The organism is Glutamicibacter sp. B1, from assembly GCF_039602135.1.
GTDB lineage: Bacteria > Actinomycetota > Actinomycetes > Actinomycetales > Micrococcaceae > Glutamicibacter > Glutamicibacter ectropisis.
Genome location: NZ_CP125942.1, coordinates 2,979,707 through 3,003,220, shown reverse-complemented (window position 1 = coordinate 3,003,220; position 23,514 = coordinate 2,979,707). Strand labels below are relative to the sequence as shown.

The window sequence follows — 23,514 nt, the reverse complement described above, 5'->3', positions numbered from 1 at the left end:
GCCCATCTGGGAACTGTGTACATGGAAGCCTGATGCCCTCCTTAATTGCGTGTGGGTCAAGCTCCGTTGCGGTCGGATGAATGGTCATGCGCGTTCCTACGCTCTGCCACCAATTTCGTGGGTACTGCGTTTTCGTCATTCAGAACTTTCTTGAAAGAAGAGCAATTCAATGTCTGTTGAATCCACCAAAGACCTGTCCACCATTACCGACGCAGAAGTATTTGACGCCCACATTGGCGGCAAACTCACCGTTCAGTCACAGATGCCACTGAACACCAAACGCGATCTGTCGATTGCATACACTCCCGGAGTAGCCAAGGTTTCCCAAGCAATCGCCGATGATCCAGCCAAGCACTCCACCCACACTTGGGCTTCACGCCTCGTGGCTGTCGTTTCAGATGGAACCGCGGTCCTAGGTTTGGGGAACATCGGGGCAGCAGCGTCGCTGCCAGTGATGGAAGGTAAGAGCGCACTGTTCAAGGAATTTGGCGGGCTGGATTCGATCCCGCTGGTGCTCAACACCACCGACGTTGATGAAATCGTCGAAACAGTTGTACGGTTGCGCCCAAGCTTTGGAGCAGTCAACCTGGAAGACATCTCAGCACCACGTTGCTTTGAAATTGAAGAGCGACTGATCGAAGCGCTAGACATTCCAGTCATGCACGATGATCAGCATGGCACTGCGGTCGTTGTCTTGGCTGCGCTCATCGGAGCAGCACGCCAGACGAAGCGAGATATCAGCTCGTTGAAGGTCGTCGTTTCCGGCGCGGGCTCGGCCGGTGTTGCCGTCACCAACCTGTTGCTCAAGGCCGGCGTCGCTGATGTGATCGTGCTCGACTCGCGTGGAACTATTCACCGCGAACGCGATGATCTGAACCCGATCAAGGCAGAACTTGCAGGACGCACCAACCGGGAAGATGTCATGGGCGGTCTTGCTGAAGCCTTGGATGGAGCCGACGTGGTCGTTGGACTGTCCTCGTCCACTTTTGACGAGGCTGCCGTGGCCAAGATGAACAAGGACGCCATCATCTTTGCACTCTCGAACCCAACGCCTGAAATCATGCCAGATGTTGCGAAGAAGTTCGCCGCGGTCGTAGCTACCGGCCGTAGCGACTTCCCGAACCAGATCAATAACGTTCTGGCCTTCCCAGGTATCTTCCGCGGCGCGCTGGACTCGGGCGCTAAGAAGATCACCGAAGGCATGAAGATCGCGGCCGCCCACGCTATTGCTGATTTGGTTGGTGATGATCTAGCAGAGGACTACATCGTGCCATCGGCCATCGATGAGCGAGTGATGCCAGCTGTAGCTGCGGCTGTGGCTGCTGAAGCTCAGTCCGCTCAGTAGTTCCGCTCAGCACCGGCGAACGGGGCTGCTTACAACGCGTTGCCTATAACCATGAGGTTATAGGCAACGCGTTTTTGTTTTCCACACTTCGCTAACTTCAGATCTCGGACGTGTTTTCTGGCGATGAAACTGGCTGAAAGCAAAGCATCCTAGGAGGAATGCCGTGGAAGACTTCGAAAACCTCGATCTATGGATCAAATGGACCCAATCTGAGAACGAACGAACAGTTCTGAACCTCAGGGCCGAAATTGAAGAGTACGGGTACGCGTTAATCGCGTTTCGTTTGCCGAACCAACAACAATTCATCGGTACGACCCTGGGGCTGAGTTGGGAAGAACATCCAGAAATTATCAGTATGGCCGATGACGCAGAGGAGGTTTTAGCTCTGCTGCAGCATCTAGCGGATGAGGTCATCGTTCACGGTCGAATCTTCGAGTCAGGAACTCAGAGTACGACTTTTTTCAAGGAAGTACGATTCCTCGAATTTGACCTTGATCTGAGCGTATTGGGCTTTATTGACGAGGTTCTTCAGGGGCTCAATCCGGAATGGATCATGTGCCAGGTATCGACCAACCCCCGACTGATGAACGCCGAAGATACTGAGCTGGTGTCTCGCAATGTGGCCTAAAGACTCACTAGCGGCGTTGAGCCAGAGCGGAGGGCATCGTGTGTGACATCTGTGATGGCATGAGCATGGAAGAAGCCGATGCGAGAACCGACCAGTGTATTCGGGACTACGGGCGGCAGGTACTTTTTGTGGAACCAGATAGGTTTAGCCACCCCTATGCCTACACCATCGGGCTCAGTCTCGTAGGGCATCCAGAATTTCTGGTGAGAGGACTGAACCGTCAACAAAGCATGCAAGTGCTCAATGGGCTTTCTGGCGCGGTGCTGGAACACAATGAAGTGTTTGCCAACGGCCAAACGTGCCGCTGGGATGAAAATACGATTCTGTACTTCTCAAGAATCTCGTCAAAAATCAGGGAGGAAGCCCCCTGGGCCTATAGCCGATACCGTGACGGCATGCGCCTATTGGAAGTATTGTTCCTTGGCCGGGATATTCCCTATAGCTGTCTATCGCGAAGACTGAACTAAGGACTTATCGAAAGCAGAAAACCGGGGTTGTCCTTGAAAGGGACAACCCCGGTTTTCGGTGGAGAGGATTCAGATGCCTTAACCCTGCTTTGAAGCTAGGTAGGCAGCGGCCTCGCGTTTCTCTTCAGCAACGCGTTCCTCATGTTCACGGCGCAGCTGGTGATGCTGAGGATTATTGCGTAGCAACAGGTATCCCACACCGACGATCACAAACCAGACGGGCGTTGCAATCAATCCGGCCAGAGTATCGGCATCACGAGTGAAGGCCCACAGAAGGAATACGAAGAAAGCCATCACAACATAGGGCATAAAAGTGCCACCAGGCATCTTGAAGACCGACTGATCGTGAGCCTGCGGGCGACGCTTGCGGTACACCAAGTAGCTGACCAAGATGATTGTCCAGACAAACATGAAGCACAGCGACGAGATCGTCGTAACAATCGAGAAGCCGGTCGACTTATCCAGACCAAAAATCAGCAACACGATCGAGCTGAGCAACACGACACCGGAGAGGAACAACGCATTGCGTGGAACCTGACGGCGGGTTAGCTTCGCGAAGAGTCTTGGAGCATTGCCCTCGGTAGCCAAACCGAAAACCATACGCGAAGTGGAGTAAATTCCGGAGTTCGCCGAGGAAGTGGCAGAGGTGAGCACCACGGCGTTGACCAGGTGGGCAGCTGCTCCCAAGCCAGCCAGCGAGAAGAGCATCACGAATGGCGATTCATCAGCGGTGAAACGGTTCCATGGAACGACAGACATCAAGATGACCAGCGAGCCAACGTAGAAGAGCAGGATACGTACCGGGATGGCGTTGATGGCCTTGGGGAGGTTGTGCTCTGGGTTCTTGGTTTCGGCAGCAGCGGTACCAACCAGCTCAATGCCAACAAAGGCAAACACGGCAATCTGGAAGCCCATAACAAAGCCCATGACGCCGCCACCGAAGAAACCACCGTCGACATTGAACAAGTTCAGGAATGAGGCCTGAGCCCCATCGTGTTCAAATCCGGTGAAAATCATGATCAGGCCGATGACAATCAAGACCACAATGGCAACGATCTTGATGAGTGCAAACCAGAATTCTGTCTCGCCGAATCCGCGTACTGACGGGAGGTTCAACAAAATCAGGAGCACAATGACGGCTAGCGCGGGGATCCAAAGCGGAATGAGCGGGAGCCAATAGGTGACGTAAACCGAGGCAATGACGATGACATCGGCTACACCAGTAACGATCCAGCAGAACCAGTAGGTCCAGCCGGTAAAGAAGGAAGCCCAAGGGCCGAGGATGTCTCCGGCGAAGTCAGAGAAGTTGCGGTACTCGGTGCGGCTGAGCAGCAGTTCGCCCATAGCTCGCATCACGAAGTAGAGCATGAATCCGATGACCATGTAGACCAAGACGACCGACGGTCCAGCGACAGAGATGGTTTTTCCGGAGCCCATGAACAGGCCAGTGCCGATGGCACCGCCGATGGCTAGGAGCTGAATGTGTCGGTTAGACAGCGCTCTTTTGAGCTCGGGTCCATTCTCTGCGGGGTGAGTAGATTCTAAATTTGCCACGCAGGGTCCTTTATCGTGCGGCTTCTTATGAAGCATATGTCGTTGTGGTGACAGGTTCGCGTGGAACCACAATGAGTGACATTACCGGAAAAAGTTCTGTCACTTGTAATTGGCCTCACATGAGACTGTGTCCGTCAGCTCAATTGAGGCAAATAGTGTACATGCCTAGTGGAAGCCTCGAGGCCCGAGTGAGTAGTCTGGGAACTATGGCATTTCGAAATCGTCGAGCAGCGGCTCTCCCAGCAAAACTGTCCCGTTCCTGGCTTTTGGTGAACGCAGCAAAAGAGGAGGATTTCGCCCCGGCTCTCGCCTGTGAAGCCGACTCGGTCATTTTCGACATGGAAGCTGCCGTTCCCGATGACAAGAAACTTCAAGCACGCGACAATGTAGTCCGCGCGCTGTCCAATGGCATGACCGCATGGGTGCGTGTTAATGGCATTGATACCGACTTCTGGGCCGATGACCTCGCAGCACTTTCCGATGCCCCTGGTCTGCGCGGAATCATGCTGGCCATGACCGAGCAACCAGAACAGGTGACCTACAGCGCCATGCGACTGCGTGCAGGTACCCCGGTTCTGGCACTGATTGAAACTGCGCTGGGTATCGAGAACGCAACCTCCATCGCTTCGGCCCCGGGCACGTTCCGACTGGCCTTCGGTGTGAATGACTTCCGTAAAGACACCGGTGTTTCCGATGACCCGATGGCTCTGGCTTATGCACGTGGCAAGCTGGTCATCGCTTCACGTGTTGGAAAGCTACCAGGTGCCATCGATGGTCCGCCACCGGCTGGATCCGATGCCGCGAAGGTTACCGAAGAAACTCGTGTCACCGCGTCAATGGGTATGACCGGTAAGCTCTCGCTGTCGCCAAGCCATGTTGATGGAATCAATGCTGCGCTGGCACCAAGTGAAGACGAACTGTCCTGGGCGATGGAACTTCTTGAAGCTCACGCCGCTGGCGCTTCGGTGGGCGACGGCTCGTACCTGCCACGACTTGCCCGTGCACAGAAGATTGCGGATCTCGCAGACTCCTACGGTTTGTGGAACGCATAAATAGTCTTCGTTAGCTCGGAAAGTGAGCTAGCAGAAACGGTCCCGGTGTGAATCTTGAAATTCAAGATTCACACCGGGACCGTTTGTTTTAGTCACCAAGAGGGGACAAGCGCCTCCGCATCAATACGATGCGGTATTAGGCTCCACGTTTGTGAGCAGAACCCACTACGTCACCGGACTTCCACTCGTTCCAACCCTCTCGGTCCTTCATGAAGTCCTCGATTTGGGCCTTGTTGGCTTCCAACTTTGGATCATGTTTCAGGTACCAGCGTGTTTCGCGGGCAATCAGGCCAGACATGATGAGCAAGCCCAGCAAGTTCGGCAGGGCCATCAGTCCGTTCATCATGTCGGAGAAGTTCCATACGGCGGTCAGTTCGGTGGTGCAACCGACGAAAACGATCAGCGAGAAAACGACACGGAACGGCATCACGGCTCGGCGACCGATCAGTCGCTCGATGTTGCGTTCGCCGTAGTAGCACCAACCTAGGATGGTCGAGAAGGCGAACATGACAAGGCCTAGGGTGACTACCCAGTGACCCCACTGGCCCGGTAGGCCATGGGTAAAGGCTTCGCCGGTCATGAGCGCTGCCGAGACTTGCTCCCCGGTGGCTTCATCGATCTTGTTCCAGGTACCAGTAGTGATGATGACCAAACCGGTGCAGGTGACGACAATAATCGTGTCAATGAAGGTTTGCGTCATCGAAACGAGGCCCTGACGGACCGGGTGAGTGGTTTGGGCTGCTGCAGCCGCGATGGCGGCCGAGCCCATGCCGGACTCATTGGAGAAGATGCCACGAGCAACACCATATTGAACAGCAATGATGATGGCTGAACCGGTGAATCCACCAACGGCTGAGGTTCCGGTGAAGGCATCGGTGAAGATTTCGGCGAAGGCAGCAGGGATTCCACCGACGTTAGCAATCAGGATGTAGATCGAGGCAGCCACGTAGAACACGATCATGACAGGAACGAAGCCTGCGGTGACTCTACCGATGGATTTGATACCGCCGACGAGGACGGCCAGAGACAAAACCGTGAGTACAAGGCCAGTAACCCAAGGGGTCACTCCGAAGGAATTATCCAAGTTAGCTGCAATTGAGTTGCCCTGAGTCATGTTGCCAATGCCGAAACAGGCAAGGGTTGCGGCGATGGCAAAGAACAATGCCAAGAACTTACCGAAAGGTCCCTTGATGCCACGTTGCAGGTAGTACTGCGGGCCGCCAGACTTTTCGCCGGCTGCGTCGGTGCCACGGAAGCGAACGCCGAGGTAGGCTTCTGAATATTTGGATGCCATGCCGAGCAGGCCGGTGACCCACATCCAGAACAATGCGCCGGGGCCACCGATGCCGATCGCCGTAGCAACACCGACGATATTTCCGGTACCCACAGTTGCTGCGAGAGCTGTGGTGAGAGCCTGGAACTGAGAGACGTCGCCTTCCGCGTCGTCGTCTTTGCGCTTGAGCAGGCCGAGCCGTAGAGAGGCGGCAAGTTTAATGAATTGCAGTCCGCCTAAGCGGATGGTCAGGTACAGGCCAGTTCCCAGAAGAAGTGGGATGAGGCAGTACGGTCCCCAAATGACGGAAGAAATATCCCCGAAGAGAGTTCCCAGAGCGTCCATGTAAACAACATCCTTTGTGCGAGTGACTGACAAAGTGGAAACTTGTGGTCCCCATGTCAGTCATCCTAGGCGAGAGTGAGACGTGTGTCACTGATTGGGTTGATGGGTTATTGGTGGTCATGACCGTTAAATGCGCATATCTGACCTTCAGCAATCGTGAAGATCAGATATGGCGAGAAGTTATCCTTGGCGAGCTTTGAGCCGAGGATTCTTTTTATTGATGACAAAAACGCGTCCGCGACGGCGGACAACCTGAGATCCTGGGGCGTTCTTGAGTGCGCGTAGTGAATTGCGAACCTTCATTTATTCACCTCCTTGCATGTGATTGTTTGATGCTGTCGGAGGAGCTGTGGTGATAAGTTCCTGAAGTTCCTCTTCGGTGACCTGACAGTCTTCGAAGACCTTGGTGATTTGCGTAGATTCATGTTCCGAGCCGTAAAGCAGTAACTCGGAAGCGGCGATTTCGGCTGACCATGAGCCGGTATTTTCCATCCAGATGCGTGGGCCAGCGCCGCCAATGGCTACTCGTTCGCTCAGTGCGCTAGCTACCCACAGTCGGCCACGCAGGCAGGTGCAAGAAGCGGCTAGTTCTGAGAGTGCTTCACGGAATCGCTGTGGGTGTAGAGGGCGTTCGGCATGCAACCGGATGGGTACTCGACCCGATGCGCTGTAGCGCGGGAAGGGTGGAATATGACCAGCTTGGGTTCTTTGGTGGACTGCCTCATAACTGAAAGATCCAAGCGTGTTCTCGTGGTGACATACGGTGGCATGCGGGGCTAAATGCTGGGCAAGTTCCAGTCCAGTAGAAAAGTCTGCGCCACCATCGCGTCGTGGGCTATCCTTTGGCTCGAGGAGCTGGGTTTGCATCCCTTCAACGGGAATTAGAGTGTCAGCCTGCATCAGTTCGGTGAAGAAGTATTCTCCCGGGGTGCGAAGGTCTTGTTCCATTGAACTAAAGCCTGACTCCCAGAGCGTATGTCGATCCCACATTTGGTCTTCAAGGTCAGTTGGGTCAAAGGACAGTACATTGCTGTCAATTTTGATTCCTGTGGCCTCCAACTTTTCGGCGAGAGTTTGAAGCACGGATCCGCTGTGCCACGTTGCGGGAAGCCCGAGGAGCATTATGGCATCAGGATCCCGTGGTGCCAGACGTTGGATGGAAGGGAAAATCTCGTATTTCACTGCGCAACCGATGCACGGGTGCTCAAGTACTGCCTCACCATATTCCGCCGGTGCATTGCCTGAAACTCTGCGCACCAAGCGGTTTCCTTCGATGAAGTCATAGGAAAGAGTTACAGCCTCAGGGTGGTGGTGGAGGAGGTGCTTGAGCCCTGCATCACGGCAAGAAGTGTCGAGGGAGGAAAGAACGATAATTTTCACACCAGCCACCATATATGAGAATCGTTCTCAATAACAAATGTGATGACGGTAGAAAAGTGGGCCTTCCGGATTATCCGGAAGGCCCACTGGGCAAACACGACTAGTTCTGGGGTGCGTGGAAAGTCGTACGCGCAACACCCAGACCATCAATGCGAGTCTCCAGTACATCTCCGTGCTTAAGCCATGGATGACGACCGTTTTCATCGCGGCGTCCCAGAGCTACACCAGCAGGAGTGCCAGTGAGGATGACATCGCCAGGCTGCAACTCATTGAAAGTTGAAAGATAGGACACCAGATCGGTTGCTGAGAAAATCAAGTCGTCGATGCGTCCTTCCTGAACCACCGTGCCGTTCACTGCACTGGTAATTGTGGCTTCAGGATTCAACTCATCAGCGGTCACCAACCACGGGCCGAGGGGCGTGGAATGATCCCAGACTTTGCCCTGCAACCATTCCTGAGTGCGGCCCTGAAAACCGCGCATGGAAACGTCGCTCGACACAGCATAACCGGCGATGTGCTTCGATGCGTCTTCCTGACTAATTCGTCGGCCAGGGGTGCCAATAATGATGGCTAGTTCAGCTTCGTAATCTACCCGATGATCTTCCACTGGGATCTCTACCGCGTCGTTCGCACCGCACAACGATGAAGCGAACTTGGCAAAGACGGTGGGGTACTTGGGTAATTCCTCGCCAACCTCGGCCGCATGGGACTTGTAGTTCAAACCGATGCAGTAGATTTTCGAGGGGTTCGGAATCAATGGCGCATAGTCGGCTTCGCCTTCGGCAATAGATTCACCCACGAGGGCACGGGCGATGACTTCTTGTTGGGTTTCCTGATCGAGTCGCAAGAAGCGTTGGACCGTATCGAGGTTGTCCAGATAAAAAACTCTGCCATCTTCGATGACGGCAGCCGTAGTGTGTCCGGGTTCGCTGGTGAGACGGAGGGTAGCAAGTTTCATGATTCTATCTCACTACATTTTGGCCCGAATTCACACCATATTTCAGCTCCCCACCAGCATTGTTTTATCCAGTAAAAACGGGTGTACGACGCATTGTTGACCGGGCGGAATCTTGGTGACTTAAGTTACCCCCGGTAAACTCAAGGCAAGAACAGGTCAGTTTTACTGTCCTGAGACCGATCTAGATACGTAACTAAAGTGAAGTAGGTTTTAATGTGGGTGACTATATTGGCGAGCGATATCGCCATATTTTCTTCGCCTCGTGGCAGCACTTTTCGCTTGTCGTCCAGTGCCTAATTCTGGCAACGATCATTTCTGTGCTTATTGCCGTCTTGGTCTACCGAAATAAGACCCTTTCCGGCATCGCCAACTCCGTGAGCGCTATCGGCTTGACCATTCCGTCCTTTGCGCTGATTGGTTTGCTGATTGTTCCTGCAGGTTTTGGTGTTCTCCCAGCAGTGATCGTAGTAACCTTCTTTGCCGCATTGCCCATTCTGCGCAATGCCATCGTTGGCCTGAACAATATCGAACCGTCCATCGTTGAGTCCGCTAAAGGCATCGGGATGAGTCGACTGAAAACCCTCGTCTCTGTTGAATTGCCTATCGCCTGGCCAGTAATCCTGACCGGTGTTCGCGTCTCGGCTCAAATGGTGATGGGCGTTGCCGCGGTGGTTTCCTACGCGCTGGGCCCGGGCCTCGGAGGATTTATCTTCCAGGGCCTCTCTCGACTTGGCGGTGCCAACGCCCTTGAATCTGTCGTAGTCGGCGTCGTTGGCGTCGTGATTCTTGCGCTCATTCTTGACTTGATTTTGCTCGGCATCGGCCGACTGACTACCCCGCGAGGTATCCGTGTCTGAAAATAAGAATTCCGAAACTTTGACCGCCCAAAATGTCACCGGCGCGTCAATCATGCTCGAAGAAGTTACTAAGACTTACCCGGGACAGAAGAAGTCTGCGGTCGGTGGACTCACCTTGGAGATCCCCGCAGGCTCCATCGTGATGTTTGTTGGACCATCTGGCTGTGGCAAAACCACGACCTTGAAGATGATCAACCGATTAATTGAGCCCACCAGCGGAAAAATTGTGATCAACGGAGAAGACGTCACCGACATGAACGGTGACGAGCTACGCCGACGTATCGGTTACGTCATCCAGGCCGGTGGTCTTTTCCCACACATGACCGTGGCCACCAATATTGCTATGGTTCCAAAAATGCTGGGGTGGTCCAAGGAAAAGATCGCTGCTCGCGTTGATGAACTGCTTGAATTGGTGTCGCTGGATCCCGATCTTTACCGTGACCGATTCCCGAAGGAACTCTCTGGTGGTCAGCAGCAACGTGTTGGCGTGGCTCGTGCTCTAGCCGCAGACCCACCCGTTTTGCTCATGGACGAACCATTTGGCGCGGTCGACCCAATTACCCGCCAGCGTCTCCAAGACGAGCTGCTCAATATCCAGTCCGAGGTCCAGAAGACCATCGTTTGTGTCACCCATGATTTTGACGAAGCAGTGAAACTGGGCGACTGGATCGCGATCTTCAATGAGGGTGCGCAGTTGGAGCAGTACGATTCTCCAGAAAGAATCCTGGCCAATCCTGCCAGCGAATTCGTGGAAAACTTCATCGGTTCCGGTGCTGGTCTAAAACAGCTGACCTTGACTCGCGTTAATGAAGTGAGCCTGGAAGAAGCCATCACCACCACCCCTGGCAAGAACGCTTCTGATGTCCTCTCGCAGGTGCAGGGTGCTGGTCGTAAATATGCGGTAGTGCTTGATTCGCGCGGTCGCCCATTGCGTCGTTTGGACCGCCGGCAGCTTTCTCGCGCGGAGATCATTGATGGCACCTATGATCAGAACCTGCCCGTGGTTGGCGAGCAGGCGACCTTGAACGATGCGCTGGATACCATGCTGGTGGCGAGCTCGGAATCGGCACTGGTCACTGGACGCCGTGACGTGCTTCAGGGAGTCATTACGGTTCAGACCGTCATGGAAGCTATCGCTGCGGCCAATGGTGCGCACGACGCGGATCATTCCGCGCCGGTAGGCCTGAACTCAGGGGCTATCAATGTTGTTGACATCGACAGTGAAGCCACCAAACCGGACGGTGAAACTGCATGAATACCGAAAAACGAACCCTGATATGGCAGATTGTTGCCATTATCGCGGCTTTTGCGGTGCTCATGATCTGGTTATTAACCGCTGATCTGACCGAGACTGAACGTCAGACGTTGGATCCGGCCACCATCTGGGGGTACACCCTAGAGCACCTCAAACTCACCGTGATTTCTACGGTGATCGTGCTGATTATTGCTATCCCGCTGGGAATTTTGCTAACTCGTCCGAGCCTACGCCGCGCTGCACCAGTTGTGCGGGCCATCGCCAACTTCGGACAGGCAGCCCCTGCTATTGGTGTGATCGTCTTGCTGGCGTTCTGGCTAGGGTTTGGTGCAAAGACTGCGATTGTTTCCTTGGTTATCTATGCCATCCTGCCAGTGCTTTCCAACACGATCGTGGGTCTGCAACAAGTGGATCAGCGCATCGTCGAAGCTGGGCGAGGCATCGGCATGAGCCTCATGGCTGTGCTCTTCAAGGTTGAGTTGCCGCTGGCGGTGCCGGTCATGCTTTCAGGCATCCGTACGGCTCTGGTACTGCTCGTGGGTACCGCCACCTTGGCAACCTTCATCAACGGTGGTGGTCTGGGTATCTTGATCACCACCGGCGTCAACCTGAACCTCAATGTCGTATTGATTACCGGCTCGATATTGGTCGCACTACTGGCCTTGACCATTGATTGGCTGGGTCGCGTTGTCGAACAGGTTGCACGACCGAAGGGACTGTCATGAAAAAATCAATGAAACTGTCCTTGATCTCGATTGCAGCAGTGATCGGATTGACCGGTTGTGGGCTGAGCCCGTCAACGGGAACCGTACCAGCAGTAGGACCAGGCAAGATCCATCCCGTCGCCGATGACGCGGGGCAGACGAAGGTGACGGTGACATCCAAGTCCTTCACCGAGCAATTGCTCATCGGTAAGATCACGGTTATCGCTATGGAAGCTGCAGGTTACGATGTCACAGATCTGACGAACGTGCCTGGTTCTCAGCCGGCACGACAACTGTTGCTCACTGGTGATGCCAGCCTTCTCTGGGAATACACGGGCACCGCATGGCTAACTTACCTTGGGCATGAGGAACCGGTGGTCGGTGAACAAGCTCAGTGGGAAGCGGTGAAAGATGAAGACCTCTCCAACGGTATCGACTGGGGAGATCCTGCACCACTGAATAACACCTACGCGTTGGCCATGAATGAAGAAACGGCTAAGCGCTTGGGGATCACTAAGCTCTCTGAGCTCAAGGACGTTGATCCTAAGGATCTGACCTTCTGTGTCGACCCAGAGTTTAATTCACGTCGTGATGGACTGACACCGATGCTGAAACACTATGGTGTAGATCGTGGTTCCCAAGTACCAGAGAGCAATATTGGTCTGTATGACGTTGGGGCTATCTATCAGGCGACAGCCGACGGGGCTTGCAACTTTGGCGAAGTCTTCACTACCGATGGCCGAATCAAGGCCTTGAACTTAACGGTCTTGGAAGACGACAAGAAGTATTTCCCGAGCTATAACGCCGCCCCGGCGTTTAATGGCGAGTTCCTCAAAGCGCACCCTGAAGTCGAAGGCATCATGGCACAAATTGCTCCGTTGCTTACCGATGAGGTTTTGATGGACTTGAACTACCAGGTGGATGTGGTTGGTCGTGAACCAGCCGATGTTGCCTTTGAATGGATGGTCGAGCAGGGACTGGTTTCCAAGCCTTGATCTGTCGCTCGTGATATAGCGACCAAGTAAAAGCTGAACTCCGACGTCTTTGTAGGTCGGAGTTCAGCTTTTGTTGATAAAGGTTCATGCGCGGTTGGTTCTTTTGGCATCGAGTTGTTTGCAAGATGGAAGTGCGAAGGTTTTTTGTTCGCTTGCTTGGTGTTGGACTGGTGGTTCTTGGTTGTGGCTCAAAAAATTTTTTGTAGCTAAAGACTCAGATCAACATGGGATTTTGCGCCAAAAAGTAGGACAGAAATGAGATTTTTTGAGAAAACTTGTTGACGCTTCAACTTAATTGGTGCAATACTGGTCTCAGCAAAACAAATTGAAACGTCAACTACATGTTGGCGTGACGAAAGGATTTAGACATGGCTGCAACTGCATTGACCGCTGGTACCTGGAACCTCGACGCATCGCACTCGGAGGTTGGCTTCTCGGTTCGTCACGCCGGCATCTCCAAGGTGCGCGGTAGCTTCACCGAATTCGATGCAACCCTGAACATCGGTGAAACCCTGGAAGCTTCCAGTGTTGAAGCAACTGTTCAGATCAACTCGGTGAACACCAAGGACGCAAACCGCGACGGTCACCTCAAGAGTGCTGACTTCTTCGATGGCGAGCAGTTCCCAACCATGACCTTCAAGTCCACCGGAATCAAGGGTGGCGCTGAGGAATTTGTCTTGGTCGGCGAACTGACCATCCGTGGCGTAGCCAAGGAAGTTGAGCTCGAAGTTGAGGTTGGCGGCCAGGCTGTCGACGCCTTCGGTGCAACCCGCGCAGGCTTCTTCGCTTCCACCACCATTTCCCGCAAGGAATTTGGCATCACCTGGAATGCGGCTCTTGAAGCTGGTGGCGTTCTGGTCAGCGACAAGGTCAAGATCGAAATCGACGCTTCCTTCGTGCTTCCAGCAGAAGCCTAAATAACTTCCCGAGAGCCGTCATGGGGTTGACGGATTTAGGGCCGATACCGACGAAGCCTCCGAACCAAATCTGGTTCGGAGGCTTCGTCGTTAAGTTCTATTTTTCAAGCGGCATGCCACTGAATTTAGAAGTCGTAAGTATCGTAAGACTCGTAGGCTGCATCTGGAACAAAGATTGCCAGCAGGATGAATCCGATGAAGCACAGGATTGTGATAGCCGCAAGAATTGTTCCGATCCAACCGGTTACTTTGCCGACCGTTGCAGCGGTGTTGAACTCACGTTCTGCGCGCCTGGCCTTGACGATAGCGATTGGGCCAAGAACGATGCCGAGAACAAAGAGCGAGAGAATGCCTAGGATCATGGAAGTCTGCGCTAGCTGGTTGCCTTCAAGCTGCGACTGCGCTGAGTAGCCTGGGTAGCCGTTCTGGTACTGCGTCTGCTGTGGGTACTGGGCATACTGCTGGTTCTGGCCCTGGGTTGGCTGCGCAGAAGTGTAAGGGTTCTGTGGTTCGCCGTTTGGAGTGGTCATTGCCGCCTGCTTTCAAACTTGTTTGGTCAGTCTATTAAAACAATGCTTGGGTCAAATCTTTAAAAACTGAAGGGAATGTTCCGGTTAGTTTACGACGCATAAACCAGCAACGACAGGGTCGTTTGCTAATTCATGATGAGAGCCTGCGTGCGTTTCGTTGATCTGTGAGCAAGATTCTAAACTTATTCATTATGACTTGGGCTTCGTTTTGCGCATACCTTGGGGTGTGCGTGATGGTGACACTTTCTCCTGGACCAGATACTTTCCTTGTCCTGCGCTTTTCATTGGTGCGGCAGGTGTACGGAATTGTTGCAGCGCTAGGAATGATGGTGGCCATTTTTGCTTGGGCTACTTTGGCTGGAGCCGGAGCGGCATCGGTGATCCAGCGGTATCCAATCGTTGAAATCGTCATCGCGTTACTTGGCGGCTTGTACTTGGTCTATCTAGGATGCTCCGGATTCATCAAATCTCGAGCAGTGGCTAAGGCAGACAGTGCGATCGCGCGGGTAGAAACACGCAACGGGCCACGCCGAGAAGGGCACTCCATAGTCAGGTCTTTCGGAGCCGGGCTGCTTTCGGCCGCGCTAAATCCGAAACTTGGGCTGTTGTTTCTTGCAATGATGCCAAGTTTTATCCCAAGTGGATCCAATACCTTCATCTGGGGGATGGGGCTGGGGGCCATCTTCGCTTCGGTGGGATTCATATACATGTTGCTTCTCAGCGCGGTGGCATCAAAAGCGATGCACTGGTTCAAGCGACCTGAGATTGCGCTGCGCCTTGAATGGACGGCCTGTGCTGCGCTGTTCCTCATGGGCATTGGGGTGCTTATTAGCGCGTTTAGATAAGGGCATTAAAAAAGTGCAACAAGCTGTTACATTGATGTTTTGAATGTGGCTCGCCTCAGCGGCTGGGGTGCTTCTCTCCACTGTTCTTGGTCCATAGCGCATGGGTGGTAGTCGCGAGAATGACCAGTGCCGCGCTGGCGATCAATCCGTAACCAAAGATCTGTGCATAGTGCCCTTGCTCCGCGAGGGCTGCAGTGAGGTACGTGGCAATTGAGGCTCCGACAAAGAGCGAAAACACGAAGAACGATACCGTGGTCGCTCGTGCGGTGGGAGCGATGTCGGTAGCCCATCCCTGCATTGATGAATGCATGATGGCGTTCGTGGCGCCCAAGAGTAAGGCGGTAATTGTGTACGAAGCGGTTGAGGGCCAGAAAGCGGAAGGCAAAAACGCTCCGCACAATACCAAGCCACCGCAGCCAATGAGCCAGGTCCTCGAGAATCGGCTCACCAGGGAACGCATTAATCGGGCACCTAAAATCACGCCGAGGGCAAAACCGCATCCCAATAGTCCTGCCAGCTCTAAAGATATACCGGAGTGCTGCAGAGCTGGAACAACGTAACTTAGTAGGCCCATGAGCAAGCCACCTTCGAGGAAGACGATGGCGTACAGCGCTAGATTCATCGGTCGTAGGGCTGCTGTCAGGCTAAAGGCTGCGCGGGTATGCTCAGGTTCTTGCACCCGACGCAAAGCGTGCAGCGCTGCAGCACAACCCAAAGCTGGTAGTGCAAATACCAGACGCCAATCAAGATAGGTGGCTATGGAGCCAGCGGATACGGTCGCCAACGTGGTGCCGAGTGAAGAATAGATTTGAAGATCCGATAGCCCTCGGGCCCGGTGAACACCTTGACGAGTATCGCCGAGCAGGGTCAATAGTGTCGGATAGAGTGCGCCGAACATGAGCCCGGTGAAGCAACGTGCAACAAGCAGTGGTACATAGTCGCCGAACATAATGCTTGCCAATGCACCCACGCCGGCACCCATCAACGCCAGACGGAGAACCAGTAGTCTGCCGAAGCGATCGCTGACTAGACCCCATAGAGGTTGCCCGATGGCATAAAACAACGAATATGCCGCAATGAGTTGCACCGCTTGTGCAAAGGCTAACGAGGTACCTAAAGATAAGGCCAGCAACATTGGTGGTGTGCCGTAGCGATCAAAAAACGAAAGAAAACCAATGAAGCGCAGTGCCGAATCGGGAACGGAGTGTACCGGTGTCCGGGGGTGCCGCTTTGTCATGGGAGTCCTTCAAGAATTGCTTGGGCCTACTCACCTATGTAAACAGATGCATCCCCAAATTCAGTGACTGACTGGCCTGACCTGCTTGCGTGGTGGATGCGGGAGGTCCCGCCTGATTCTCCACGACCTGACCATCACGCAAGGCGATAACTCGATCTGCTAACCCCTGCGAGTCGTCATCGTGGGTCACGAGCACCACCGCCGTTCCACGACTGGCTTCGGTACGCAGGATTTCATGAATTGTGTCGCGGCTGGCCGCGTCCAGTGAGGCTAGCGGTTCGTCAAGAAGAAGTAGGGGAGAACTTTGCGCCAGCCCTTGGGCAAGGAGCGTACGTTGTCGCTGCCCACCAGAAAGCTCGGTGAAACTACGACGTTCAAATCCCTGTAGCCCCACGCGTTCCAAAGCATCCTTCACTGTTACTTTCCGCTGGGCACGGGAAGTACGAGTGCGCCACGTCCCCATGGAAACCACATCTGCAACGCTCAAGGGAAGTCCCACGGGAATGTTAGGCCGCTGGACGACTAGCGCCACCGGCGCGGTGCGTTCGACTCGACCGTGGCTCGGAATGTTGATCCCTGCCATGAGCTCTAACAACGTTGATTTTCCTGAGCCATTGGCACCGGTAATGGCAAGAATTTCACCAGCATGTACCGAGAGGGATACATCGTGCAGTATCTGGTCGCGCTCATAGGAGAAACATGCTGAGTCAACGCGAATCAAAGGAGGGGTACTAGTCATGGCCCTAGTATAGCAATTGATAATGATTCTCATTTAACGTTACTCTTGTCGTTGTGTTCATCAATCCCTTCGCATCCGAGTTCATGGAGCGCGCCCTCATTGGCGGAAGTTTAGTTGCCATTATTTGCGCAATTGCCGGCACCTGGGTAGTCATCCGCGGCATGGCATTCCTTGGAGAAGCCATAGGTCACGGCATGCTTCCCGGCGTAGCCTTGGCCACCGTCCTAGGATTCCCGGTCATGATCGGAGCCGGCATCAGCGCGGTAGTCATGACCGGTGTACTCGGGGCAATGCAACGAAAAGGAAAGCTCTCCTACGACACCAGTATCGGTCTGGTTTTTGTAGGCATGCTCTCCTTGGGAATCATCATTGTTTCCCACTCACGTAGCTTCGCCACCGATGCCACCAGCATGCTCTTCGGTGACATTCTGGCCGTCTCCACCTCGGATCTAACCCTCCTCGTTGTTGCTCTGCTACTGAGCATTGCCATCGCCACAAAGTTCCATCGCGCCTTTGTCGCCAGCGCCTTTGATATCCGCATCGCACAAACCTTGGGACTTCGGCCCGGGCTGGCACAGATCATGTTGGTCGCTCTGGTCGCCCTAGCAATCACCGCATCTTTCCGATCGGTTGGCACACTCTTGGTGATTGGAATGCTGCTGGCTCCGGTCGTGGCAGCCAAAGTTTGGGTCACCCGGATCCCGGTCATCATGGTGCTGGCTGCAGTCATTGGGATGCTCAGTGTTCTGGGAGGACTGCTGATCTCCTGGTACGCCCAAACGGCCGCCGGCCCATCAATCTCCTGCCTGGCCATCACGTTCGCAGGGCTCTCTGCGCTGGCCCGTCGAATGATTGTGCGAAACCAAGATACACACCACAAGACATCCAAAGACCTATCCCCACAAAGTGAAAGTGCCAAATGAAGTCCAAGATCAACGGATTTACCGCAGTGCTCCTCAGCGGACTCCTGCTGACCGGGTGCGCGTCGACTCCGTCGGCTCCAGACGAAGAAAGCTCTGCTGAGCCCGCGGACCACGGTGCCATAGAAGGTGCCCAAGAAATGGCCGAAGCGCCGCTGCACCTAGTAACCATCGACGCCACGGGCAAGACAGGAATGTCGGATCTTCTAAGTGGCGAAGAGACCGACTTGTCATCGCTTCCAAATATCAAAAATTTGGATACCGACGGACGCTATATCTTTGCCGATACCAATAAAGGTGTCGACATCGTAGACAGCGGAATGTGGAGCTGGAACCACACCGATCATTTCCATTACTACCGTGCCGCTGCTCAAGAAGTCGGCCACGTAACGGGCCAAGGGCCGGTGCGGATCATCGGCGGACCACTGTCTACCGCAGGTAGCACCGGAGTATTCTTCCCCGAAACGGGCAAGGGAATATTGCTCAATAACGCCGAGCTTGCTCAGGGGAGAGTCGCCGAACAGTTCAGCACCGAGACAACCGCCCACCAAGGCATTCTGGCTCCCCTCGGGGAAGGCGCAATTCAAAGCGAACCGGCAAGTGGCTCAACCCCAGCACAGGTGTACTACCTAGATGCTCAAGGTCAGCGGGTCGATGGATCGACTGCCGAATGTGCCAACCCCACCGATGCCACGCAGACTGCTGCAGGACTTGCCATCGCCTGTGAACAAGGAATTGTGGTTGCTTCAGAGACAGAAGCCGGTGGCCTTGAATTTGCCCTGGTGAAGTACCCCAAGGGAACTAGTGAAGATGAACTCGCGGTAGATCTTGACCACCGTAAATCGCGACCCGTCGTGGCTGCGGTGGCTGGCGATCGTGGCGCGTGGGTTATCAATACCCGAGATCTGACGATCAATAGAGTGATGACCGATCAGAAGCTACTCAAAGTTGTTGCCGTCGGCGATACCGAGGGTCACGTGGTGGCCCTGGATGATCAAGGCTGCGTACAGGTGTACTCGACCAATGCCGACAAAGTGATCGGCACTACCGAAACATTGCTGAAGAAGACCCTGAAAGATCCAGTGGCCATGGACAGCGTGAACCTCGTTCTTGATGCCCAACGCGCTTATGTTAGTGCGCCGGCTGAAGAGCAAGTCTATGAAATCGACTTCGCCGATTCAGCACGTATTGCCCGAACACTGACCCCCAGCGTTGCTCCAACGTGGATGACACAGGTGGGAAATTGATCAGTCGCAAGAACAATCCGTTCAAGACTCTATCCGCCCTGTTGTTGGTGCCAATGATCTTGACCGGTTGTGCAGCAACAGCCCACGAAGATCAACAGCCCAGCGTCGTGGTGACCACGAACATCCTTGCGGACGTCGTACAGAACCTTGTCGGCGACCAAGCACAGGTTCACACCTTGATGCCGGCCAACGTTGATCCCCACTCCTTCGAGATTTCAGCCCAACAAGCCGCCTTACTCAACGATGCAGACTTGGTCGTTTCCAATGGGCTCAACCTAGAAGAGGGGCTGCAACACCAGCTGGAAGCGGTCGATGCTGCAGGCAAGGAGCACTTCGTTGCTACGGACCACGTGCAGGTACTTAATGTTTCTGGATCTAGTGGAGCCGCTGACCCACACTTTTGGACTGACCCAGTACAGATGATTGACGTGGTTGATGCCTTAGCTTCAGATCTTCAGGAGCTTCCCGGCATCCAGGCAGAACAACTGAATGAAGACACCCAGTCCTATCGGGGCGAGCTGACTGAGCTGGAACAACAGATGGCTGACTCCTTCAACCAGATTCCCGAAGAATCTCGCGCACTGGTGACCAATCATCACGTCTTTGGATACCTCAGCAAGCGCTTTGGCTTTCGCACCGTAGGAGCGGTGATCCCCTCGGGGACCACCCTAGCTTCGCCGAGCGCAGCCGATATGGCTTCGCTGGCAGAAGCTATCCGCACGTCAAAGGTTTCAGCGATCTTTGTTGAATCCGCTCAGCCCGACAAATTGGCTCGTGCCCTGGCAGACGAAGCAAACATCGATGTTCAGATCGTGCACCTGTATTCAGAGTCGCTGACCTTACCGGGCGAACCCGCCGACAGCTACCTAAAGATGATGCAAGTCAACACCGAAAAAATTACCCAAGCATTGCGCAACTAAGCGCAGTAAGAAAGGAATCATGAATCTCATCTCTCATCGCACCCTCAAGGTCGGCTCATCCCTAGCCGTCCTCGGCCTGCTGGCCACCGGATGCTCGGCGCAGAGCGCAGCCGACTCCACCGACGCATCCACCTCGCCACGAGTTGCAGTGACCTACGCCAATGGTGCCGCGGTCTTAGATGGCAAGAGCCTCGAAGTGCTCAAAACCTTTGACACCGAAGAATTCACCCGACTGAATTCCGCTGGTGATGGTAGAAACTTCCTGCTCACCACCTCCAAGGGATTCCAGGTGCTTGATGCCAGCACCCCTGAGCTGACCGAAGCGACTTTCGCTGCCTCAGCTGCCGGACACGTAGTTCCACACGCAGGCAAGACCGCCCTTTTTGATGATGGCAGCGGAGTCACCACAATCTTTGACACCGATAAACTGGCCGAGGATGAAGGAAAACTGCCCGAGGTAGAGACCATCGAATCGCCAGCTCACCACGGTGTTTCCGTGGCAATGGAAGATGGAACGGTACTGACCACCATTGGCGATGCTTCCTCGCGCACCGGTGTGCAGCAGCTTGACGCCCAGCATAAGAAGATCGCCGAAAACACCGACTGCCCGGCTGTTCATGGTGAAGGAACCGCTGCCGAAGGCCGCGCGGTGTTCGGGTGTGCAGATGGGGCACTGGTATTTGCTGACGGAAAATTCACCAAGCTCAGTGCACCGGATGAGTACGGTCGCATGGGTAATGCCTATGTCTCACACACCAGCGCATTGGTGATCGGTGACTACCAGAATGATCCTGACGCAGAAGGAAACCTGCTGCACCAGATCACCCTGATCGACACCGCGAAGCCTAGCTACCAAGTTGCCGATTTGCCTGATGGAATTGAATACACCTGGCGCGGGGTCGCTCGTGGCCCTGAAGATCTCGGTTACCTTCTGGGTACCGACGGTAAGATCCACGTGATTGACCCGAGCACCGGAAAGATCACCCGAAGCATCGATGCCATTGATGCGTGGGAAGGCCCATCGCAGTGGCAGGAAGCCCACCCAGCGTTGCGCATTGACGGTAACACCGCCTACGTCAGCGAACCAGCTAAGAAGACGGTGCATGCCATCGATCTAGAGTCTGGCAACGAGACTGCCTCCGTGGTGCTGGACACCGAGCCTAACGAATTGGCCGTGACCACCAAATAGCGTCTGCAGCAAAAAGTGGCCGCTTCTCTACCCCAAAAGCGGGGGAGGGAATCGGCCACTTTTCGTAGGTCGTACTACAGGCCGCGAACCATCAGCACGTCTAAGGTGCGTGGACCATGGACGCCTTCGACACGTTCCAGCTCAATATCACTGGTGGCCGATGGGCCAGAAATCCAGGTCAACGGGCGGGTGATGCTCAGTCGTGGCATGGCCTCGGGCAGTAATTGCACGATTGTGGACACTGGCACGATGCACACGTGGTGATCGGGGACCAGTGAAATCGCGCGACGCCCCTGATCGGGTTGGCCATCGAGGATGATGGTTCCCGACTCGGCAACCGAGACCGCCGAAGAAGTGACCACTGCGCTGGTGGCATCCAGCTCGGCCACGCTCAAACGAGCCCCCGGGGCATCCAGTCGAAGTTCTACTTCGGAACCTAGCGCAGAAAGCCACCGTGCATCCAAACCCTGCGGGTAAACCACGCTGCTGGCGTCCTTGAGCTTGGAGGCCACAAAATCAGGAATCTGCTCGGCCTCAATGACGTCAACACCAGCCTTGTAGTCCACCAAGCGGTCGACCAACAGTTCAATGAGCTGCTCTTGGCTCATCGTGGACGTGGTGCGGTATTCACGAGGAACTTCTTCGGTGACCGGAGTATCGGCCAGAGCCGTACGGATGCGGCCTAGGATTTCTTCTTTCGCGCTCACTTGGACTCCTTCTCGTCGCTCCACCAGTCGCGGAAGGACTTGTTCGGTGGGGCTGGAATGTCGCGGCTCTGAGTCCACCCGGCGGCGATGCCCGGCAACTTCTTGATCTTCTTATCTTTGCCGGCAGCCAAACGTCCCAGCGGTAACGCCTTTTCGAGCAGACCAATATTCTTGCCCTTACCCAAGGCCCAGGAACCACCCTTCATCAGCAGGTCCATCTGGGTCGGGAGCTTGTGCTTCTCACGCTTAGCATCCACGTCTTCACCACGTAGGTGCACGAGGATTTCAGGAATATTGATCTTCACTGGGCAGGCTTCATAACAAGCACCACACAGCGAGGACGCGTAAGGCAGGGAACCGTTTTCTTCGACCTCAATGCCGGTGAGCAGTGGGGAGAGGATCGCGCCGATCGGGCCGGGGTAGGTCGAACCGTAGGCGTGGCCACCGGTGCGCTCATAGACTGGGCACACGTTCATGCAGGCCGAGCAACGAATGCAGTTCAGCGCCGTGCGACCGAAGCGGTCCGCCAGTGCACGGGTACGTCCGTTATCAAGCAACACAATGTGAACGTTCTGCGGGCCATCATCTTCGGTGACACCGGTCCACAGCGAGGTGTAAGGGTTCATGCGCTCGCCGGTGGAGGACCGGGGGAGTAGTTGCATGAAGACCTCAATATCTTCCCAATGTGGCAGGACCTTTTCGATGCCCATGACGGTGATCAGGGTTTCGGGCAGGGTCAGGCACATGCGGCCGTTGCCTTCGGATTCCACAACGCCCAGGGTGCCGGTATCGGCTAGTGCGAAGTTGGCACCGGAGATGGCGACCTTGGCAGCAAGGAACTTCTTGCGCAGGTGAGCGCGGGCCGCTTCGGCTAGCTTGGCTGGTTCATCGGTGAGATTCGGGTCAACCACCGGCATCTCTTTGAGGAAGATGTCGCGCACTTCGGTGCGGTTTTTGTGGATGGCCGGGACCAGAATGTGGCTTGGCTTATCGTGGCCCAGCTGAACAATGAGTTCGGCGAGGTCGGTTTCGAAGGCATCGATGCCTTCGCTTTCTAGGTGTTCGTTCAGGCCGATTTCCTGGGTGGCCATGGACTTGACCTTGACCACCTCGGTAGCGCCGGTTCCACGGACCAGATCGGTGACGATCTTATTGGCTTCGTCAGCGTCACGAGCCCAGTGGACCACACCGCCGCGGGCGGTGAAGTTCTTTTCGAATTCCAGTAACCGTTCCTCGAGGGTGGCCATGGAATTGTTCTTGATGGTGCTGCCGGCATCACGCAGTGCTTCCCAGTCGGGAAGTTCACCGACAACCTTCAGACGCTTATCGCGGATGCTGTGGGTGGCGTGGCGCAGGTTCTTGCGCATCTGGGTGTTGCCCAGTTCGCGGTGTGCAGCCTTGGGGAAGGGTTCTTGCTCGAACAGGTTTCCCTGTCCGCCGGCAGGCATGC

At 54.8% G+C, this 23,514-nt stretch carries 24 protein-coding genes; 14 read left to right on the top strand and 10 right to left on the bottom strand.

Annotated elements, in window-relative coordinates:
* The first annotated feature begins 169 nt into the window (after positions 1 to 169).
* The 3 genes from QMQ05_RS14105 (at position 170) to QMQ05_RS14095 (ending at position 2,440) form a co-directional block, all read left to right on the top strand.
* Entirely contained in the window at positions 170 to 1,345 is a 1,176-nt protein-coding gene (locus QMQ05_RS14105; RefSeq protein ID WP_345470998.1) for an NAD(P)-dependent malic enzyme, read from the top strand.
* Between the two features lie 163 nt (positions 1,346 to 1,508).
* Positions 1,509 to 1,973 (top strand): hypothetical protein, encoded by a 465-nt coding sequence (locus QMQ05_RS14100; protein WP_345470996.1) that lies wholly within the window; start codon positions 1,509 to 1,511, stop codon positions 1,971 to 1,973.
* Positions 1,974 to 2,038: 65 nt separating this feature from the next.
* Positions 2,039 to 2,440, top strand: coding sequence for a DUF4262 domain-containing protein (locus tag QMQ05_RS14095; RefSeq protein ID WP_345470994.1), 402 nt, complete (start codon positions 2,039 to 2,041; stop codon positions 2,438 to 2,440).
* A 78-nt stretch (positions 2,441 to 2,518) separates the two neighbouring features.
* Here QMQ05_RS14095 and QMQ05_RS14090 read toward each other — a convergent pair whose 3' ends face one another.
* The gene (locus QMQ05_RS14090; protein WP_434063151.1) at positions 2,519 to 4,030 is read right to left on the bottom strand and encodes an amino acid permease; all 1,512 of its coding nucleotides are present in this window, start codon (positions 4,028 to 4,030) and stop codon (positions 2,519 to 2,521) included.
* A gap of 170 nt (positions 4,031 to 4,200) precedes the next feature.
* Here QMQ05_RS14090 and QMQ05_RS14085 point away from each other — a divergent pair, with 170 nt between their 5' ends.
* On the top strand, positions 4,201 to 5,046 hold the full coding sequence (locus tag QMQ05_RS14085; RefSeq protein ID WP_058256455.1) for an HpcH/HpaI aldolase/citrate lyase family protein: 846 nt from the start codon (positions 4,201 to 4,203) through the stop codon (positions 5,044 to 5,046).
* Positions 5,047 to 5,182: 136 nt separating this feature from the next.
* On the opposite strand, the gene QMQ05_RS14080 is transcribed toward QMQ05_RS14085, so the two are convergent.
* The 4 genes from QMQ05_RS14080 to QMQ05_RS14065 all read right to left on the bottom strand — a co-directional run bounded on the left by QMQ05_RS14080 (position 5,183) and on the right by QMQ05_RS14065 (position 9,002).
* A complete protein-coding gene (locus tag QMQ05_RS14080) occupies positions 5,183 to 6,664 on the bottom strand; it encodes an alanine/glycine:cation symporter family protein (protein ID WP_345470992.1) in 1,482 nt (493 codons plus the stop codon).
* A 180-nt stretch (positions 6,665 to 6,844) separates the two neighbouring features.
* On the bottom strand, positions 6,845 to 6,967 hold the full coding sequence (ykgO, locus tag QMQ05_RS14075; RefSeq protein WP_074439888.1) for a type B 50S ribosomal protein L36: 123 nt from the start codon (positions 6,965 to 6,967) through the stop codon (positions 6,845 to 6,847).
* Entirely contained in the window at positions 6,968 to 8,044 is a 1,077-nt protein-coding gene (locus QMQ05_RS14070; RefSeq protein ID WP_345470989.1) for a GTP-binding protein, read from the bottom strand. It abuts the gene before it with no gap.
* A 100-nt stretch (positions 8,045 to 8,144) separates the two neighbouring features.
* Positions 8,145 to 9,002, bottom strand: coding sequence for a fumarylacetoacetate hydrolase family protein (locus QMQ05_RS14065; RefSeq protein ID WP_345470987.1), 858 nt, complete (start codon positions 9,000 to 9,002; stop codon positions 8,145 to 8,147).
* Positions 9,003 to 9,217: 215 nt separating this feature from the next.
* On the opposite strand from QMQ05_RS14065, the gene QMQ05_RS14060 reads away from it, so the two are divergent.
* The 5 genes from QMQ05_RS14060 (at position 9,218) to QMQ05_RS14040 (ending at position 13,730) form a co-directional block, all read left to right on the top strand.
* Complete coding sequence (locus QMQ05_RS14060; RefSeq protein ID WP_058256451.1) at positions 9,218 to 9,859, top strand: ABC transporter permease; 642 nt, start codon at positions 9,218 to 9,220, stop codon at positions 9,857 to 9,859.
* 52 nt (positions 9,860 to 9,911) lie between these two features.
* Complete coding sequence (locus QMQ05_RS14055) at positions 9,912 to 11,114, top strand: ABC transporter ATP-binding protein (protein ID WP_345474766.1); 1,203 nt, start codon at positions 9,912 to 9,914, stop codon at positions 11,112 to 11,114.
* Positions 11,111 to 11,839, top strand: coding sequence for an ABC transporter permease (locus QMQ05_RS14050; protein ID WP_345470983.1), 729 nt, complete (start codon positions 11,111 to 11,113; stop codon positions 11,837 to 11,839). Before QMQ05_RS14055 ends, QMQ05_RS14050 begins: the two co-directional genes overlap by 4 nt.
* Positions 11,836 to 12,813 carry a glycine betaine ABC transporter substrate-binding protein gene (locus QMQ05_RS14045; RefSeq protein WP_345470981.1) on the top strand — a complete coding sequence of 326 codons (978 nt, stop codon included), beginning with the start codon at positions 11,836 to 11,838 and terminating at the stop codon, positions 12,811 to 12,813. Before QMQ05_RS14050 ends, QMQ05_RS14045 begins: the two co-directional genes overlap by 4 nt.
* Before the next feature lie 368 nt (positions 12,814 to 13,181).
* Complete coding sequence (locus QMQ05_RS14040) at positions 13,182 to 13,730, top strand: YceI family protein (protein ID WP_345470979.1); 549 nt, start codon at positions 13,182 to 13,184, stop codon at positions 13,728 to 13,730.
* 125 nt (positions 13,731 to 13,855) lie between these two features.
* On the opposite strand, the gene QMQ05_RS14035 is transcribed toward QMQ05_RS14040, so the two are convergent.
* Complete coding sequence (locus tag QMQ05_RS14035; RefSeq protein ID WP_345470977.1) at positions 13,856 to 14,260, bottom strand: DUF4190 domain-containing protein; 405 nt, start codon at positions 14,258 to 14,260, stop codon at positions 13,856 to 13,858.
* A gap of 233 nt (positions 14,261 to 14,493) precedes the next feature.
* Between QMQ05_RS14035 and QMQ05_RS14030 the strand changes: the two genes are divergently transcribed.
* The gene (locus QMQ05_RS14030; RefSeq protein WP_345470975.1) at positions 14,494 to 15,105 is read left to right on the top strand and encodes a LysE family translocator; all 612 of its coding nucleotides are present in this window, start codon (positions 14,494 to 14,496) and stop codon (positions 15,103 to 15,105) included.
* A 55-nt stretch (positions 15,106 to 15,160) separates the two neighbouring features.
* Here the strand turns inward: QMQ05_RS14030 and QMQ05_RS14025 are convergent, their stop codons facing one another.
* Both QMQ05_RS14025 and QMQ05_RS14020 read right to left on the bottom strand, forming a co-directional pair.
* Positions 15,161 to 16,342 (bottom strand): MFS transporter, encoded by a 1,182-nt coding sequence (locus tag QMQ05_RS14025; protein ID WP_345470973.1) that lies wholly within the window; start codon positions 16,340 to 16,342, stop codon positions 15,161 to 15,163.
* Positions 16,343 to 16,376: 34 nt separating this feature from the next.
* Positions 16,377 to 17,081 carry a metal ABC transporter ATP-binding protein gene (locus QMQ05_RS14020; protein WP_345470971.1) on the bottom strand — a complete coding sequence of 235 codons (705 nt, stop codon included), beginning with the start codon at positions 17,079 to 17,081 and terminating at the stop codon, positions 16,377 to 16,379.
* Positions 17,082 to 17,134: 53 nt separating this feature from the next.
* On the opposite strand from QMQ05_RS14020, the gene aztB reads away from it, so the two are divergent.
* Genes aztB through aztD form a run of 4 tightly spaced genes read left to right on the top strand, consistent with a single transcriptional unit; the run spans position 17,135 to position 21,357 of the window.
* A complete protein-coding gene (gene aztB / locus QMQ05_RS14015) occupies positions 17,135 to 18,004 on the top strand; it encodes a zinc ABC transporter permease AztB (protein ID WP_345470969.1) in 870 nt (289 codons plus the stop codon).
* Positions 18,001 to 19,248 (top strand): ABC transporter, encoded by a 1,248-nt coding sequence (locus tag QMQ05_RS14010; protein ID WP_345470967.1) that lies wholly within the window; start codon positions 18,001 to 18,003, stop codon positions 19,246 to 19,248. The genes aztB and QMQ05_RS14010 overlap by 4 nt, the downstream gene beginning before the upstream one ends.
* A complete protein-coding gene (locus tag QMQ05_RS14005) occupies positions 19,245 to 20,168 on the top strand; it encodes a metal ABC transporter substrate-binding protein (protein WP_345470965.1) in 924 nt (307 codons plus the stop codon). Before QMQ05_RS14010 ends, QMQ05_RS14005 begins: the two co-directional genes overlap by 4 nt.
* 19 nt (positions 20,169 to 20,187) lie before the next feature.
* Positions 20,188 to 21,357 carry a zinc metallochaperone AztD gene (aztD, locus tag QMQ05_RS14000; protein ID WP_345470963.1) on the top strand — a complete coding sequence of 390 codons (1,170 nt, stop codon included), beginning with the start codon at positions 20,188 to 20,190 and terminating at the stop codon, positions 21,355 to 21,357.
* Between the two features lie 74 nt (positions 21,358 to 21,431).
* On the opposite strand, the gene QMQ05_RS13995 is transcribed toward aztD, so the two are convergent.
* Positions 21,432 to 22,064, bottom strand: a complete 633-nt coding sequence (locus QMQ05_RS13995; protein ID WP_345470961.1) for a LutC/YkgG family protein — start codon at positions 22,062 to 22,064, stop codon at positions 21,432 to 21,434.
* Complete coding sequence (locus QMQ05_RS13990; protein WP_345474764.1) at positions 22,061 to 23,512, bottom strand: LutB/LldF family L-lactate oxidation iron-sulfur protein; 1,452 nt, start codon at positions 23,510 to 23,512, stop codon at positions 22,061 to 22,063. Before QMQ05_RS13990 ends, QMQ05_RS13995 begins: the two co-directional genes overlap by 4 nt.
* Positions 23,513 to 23,514 lie beyond the last annotated feature (2 nt).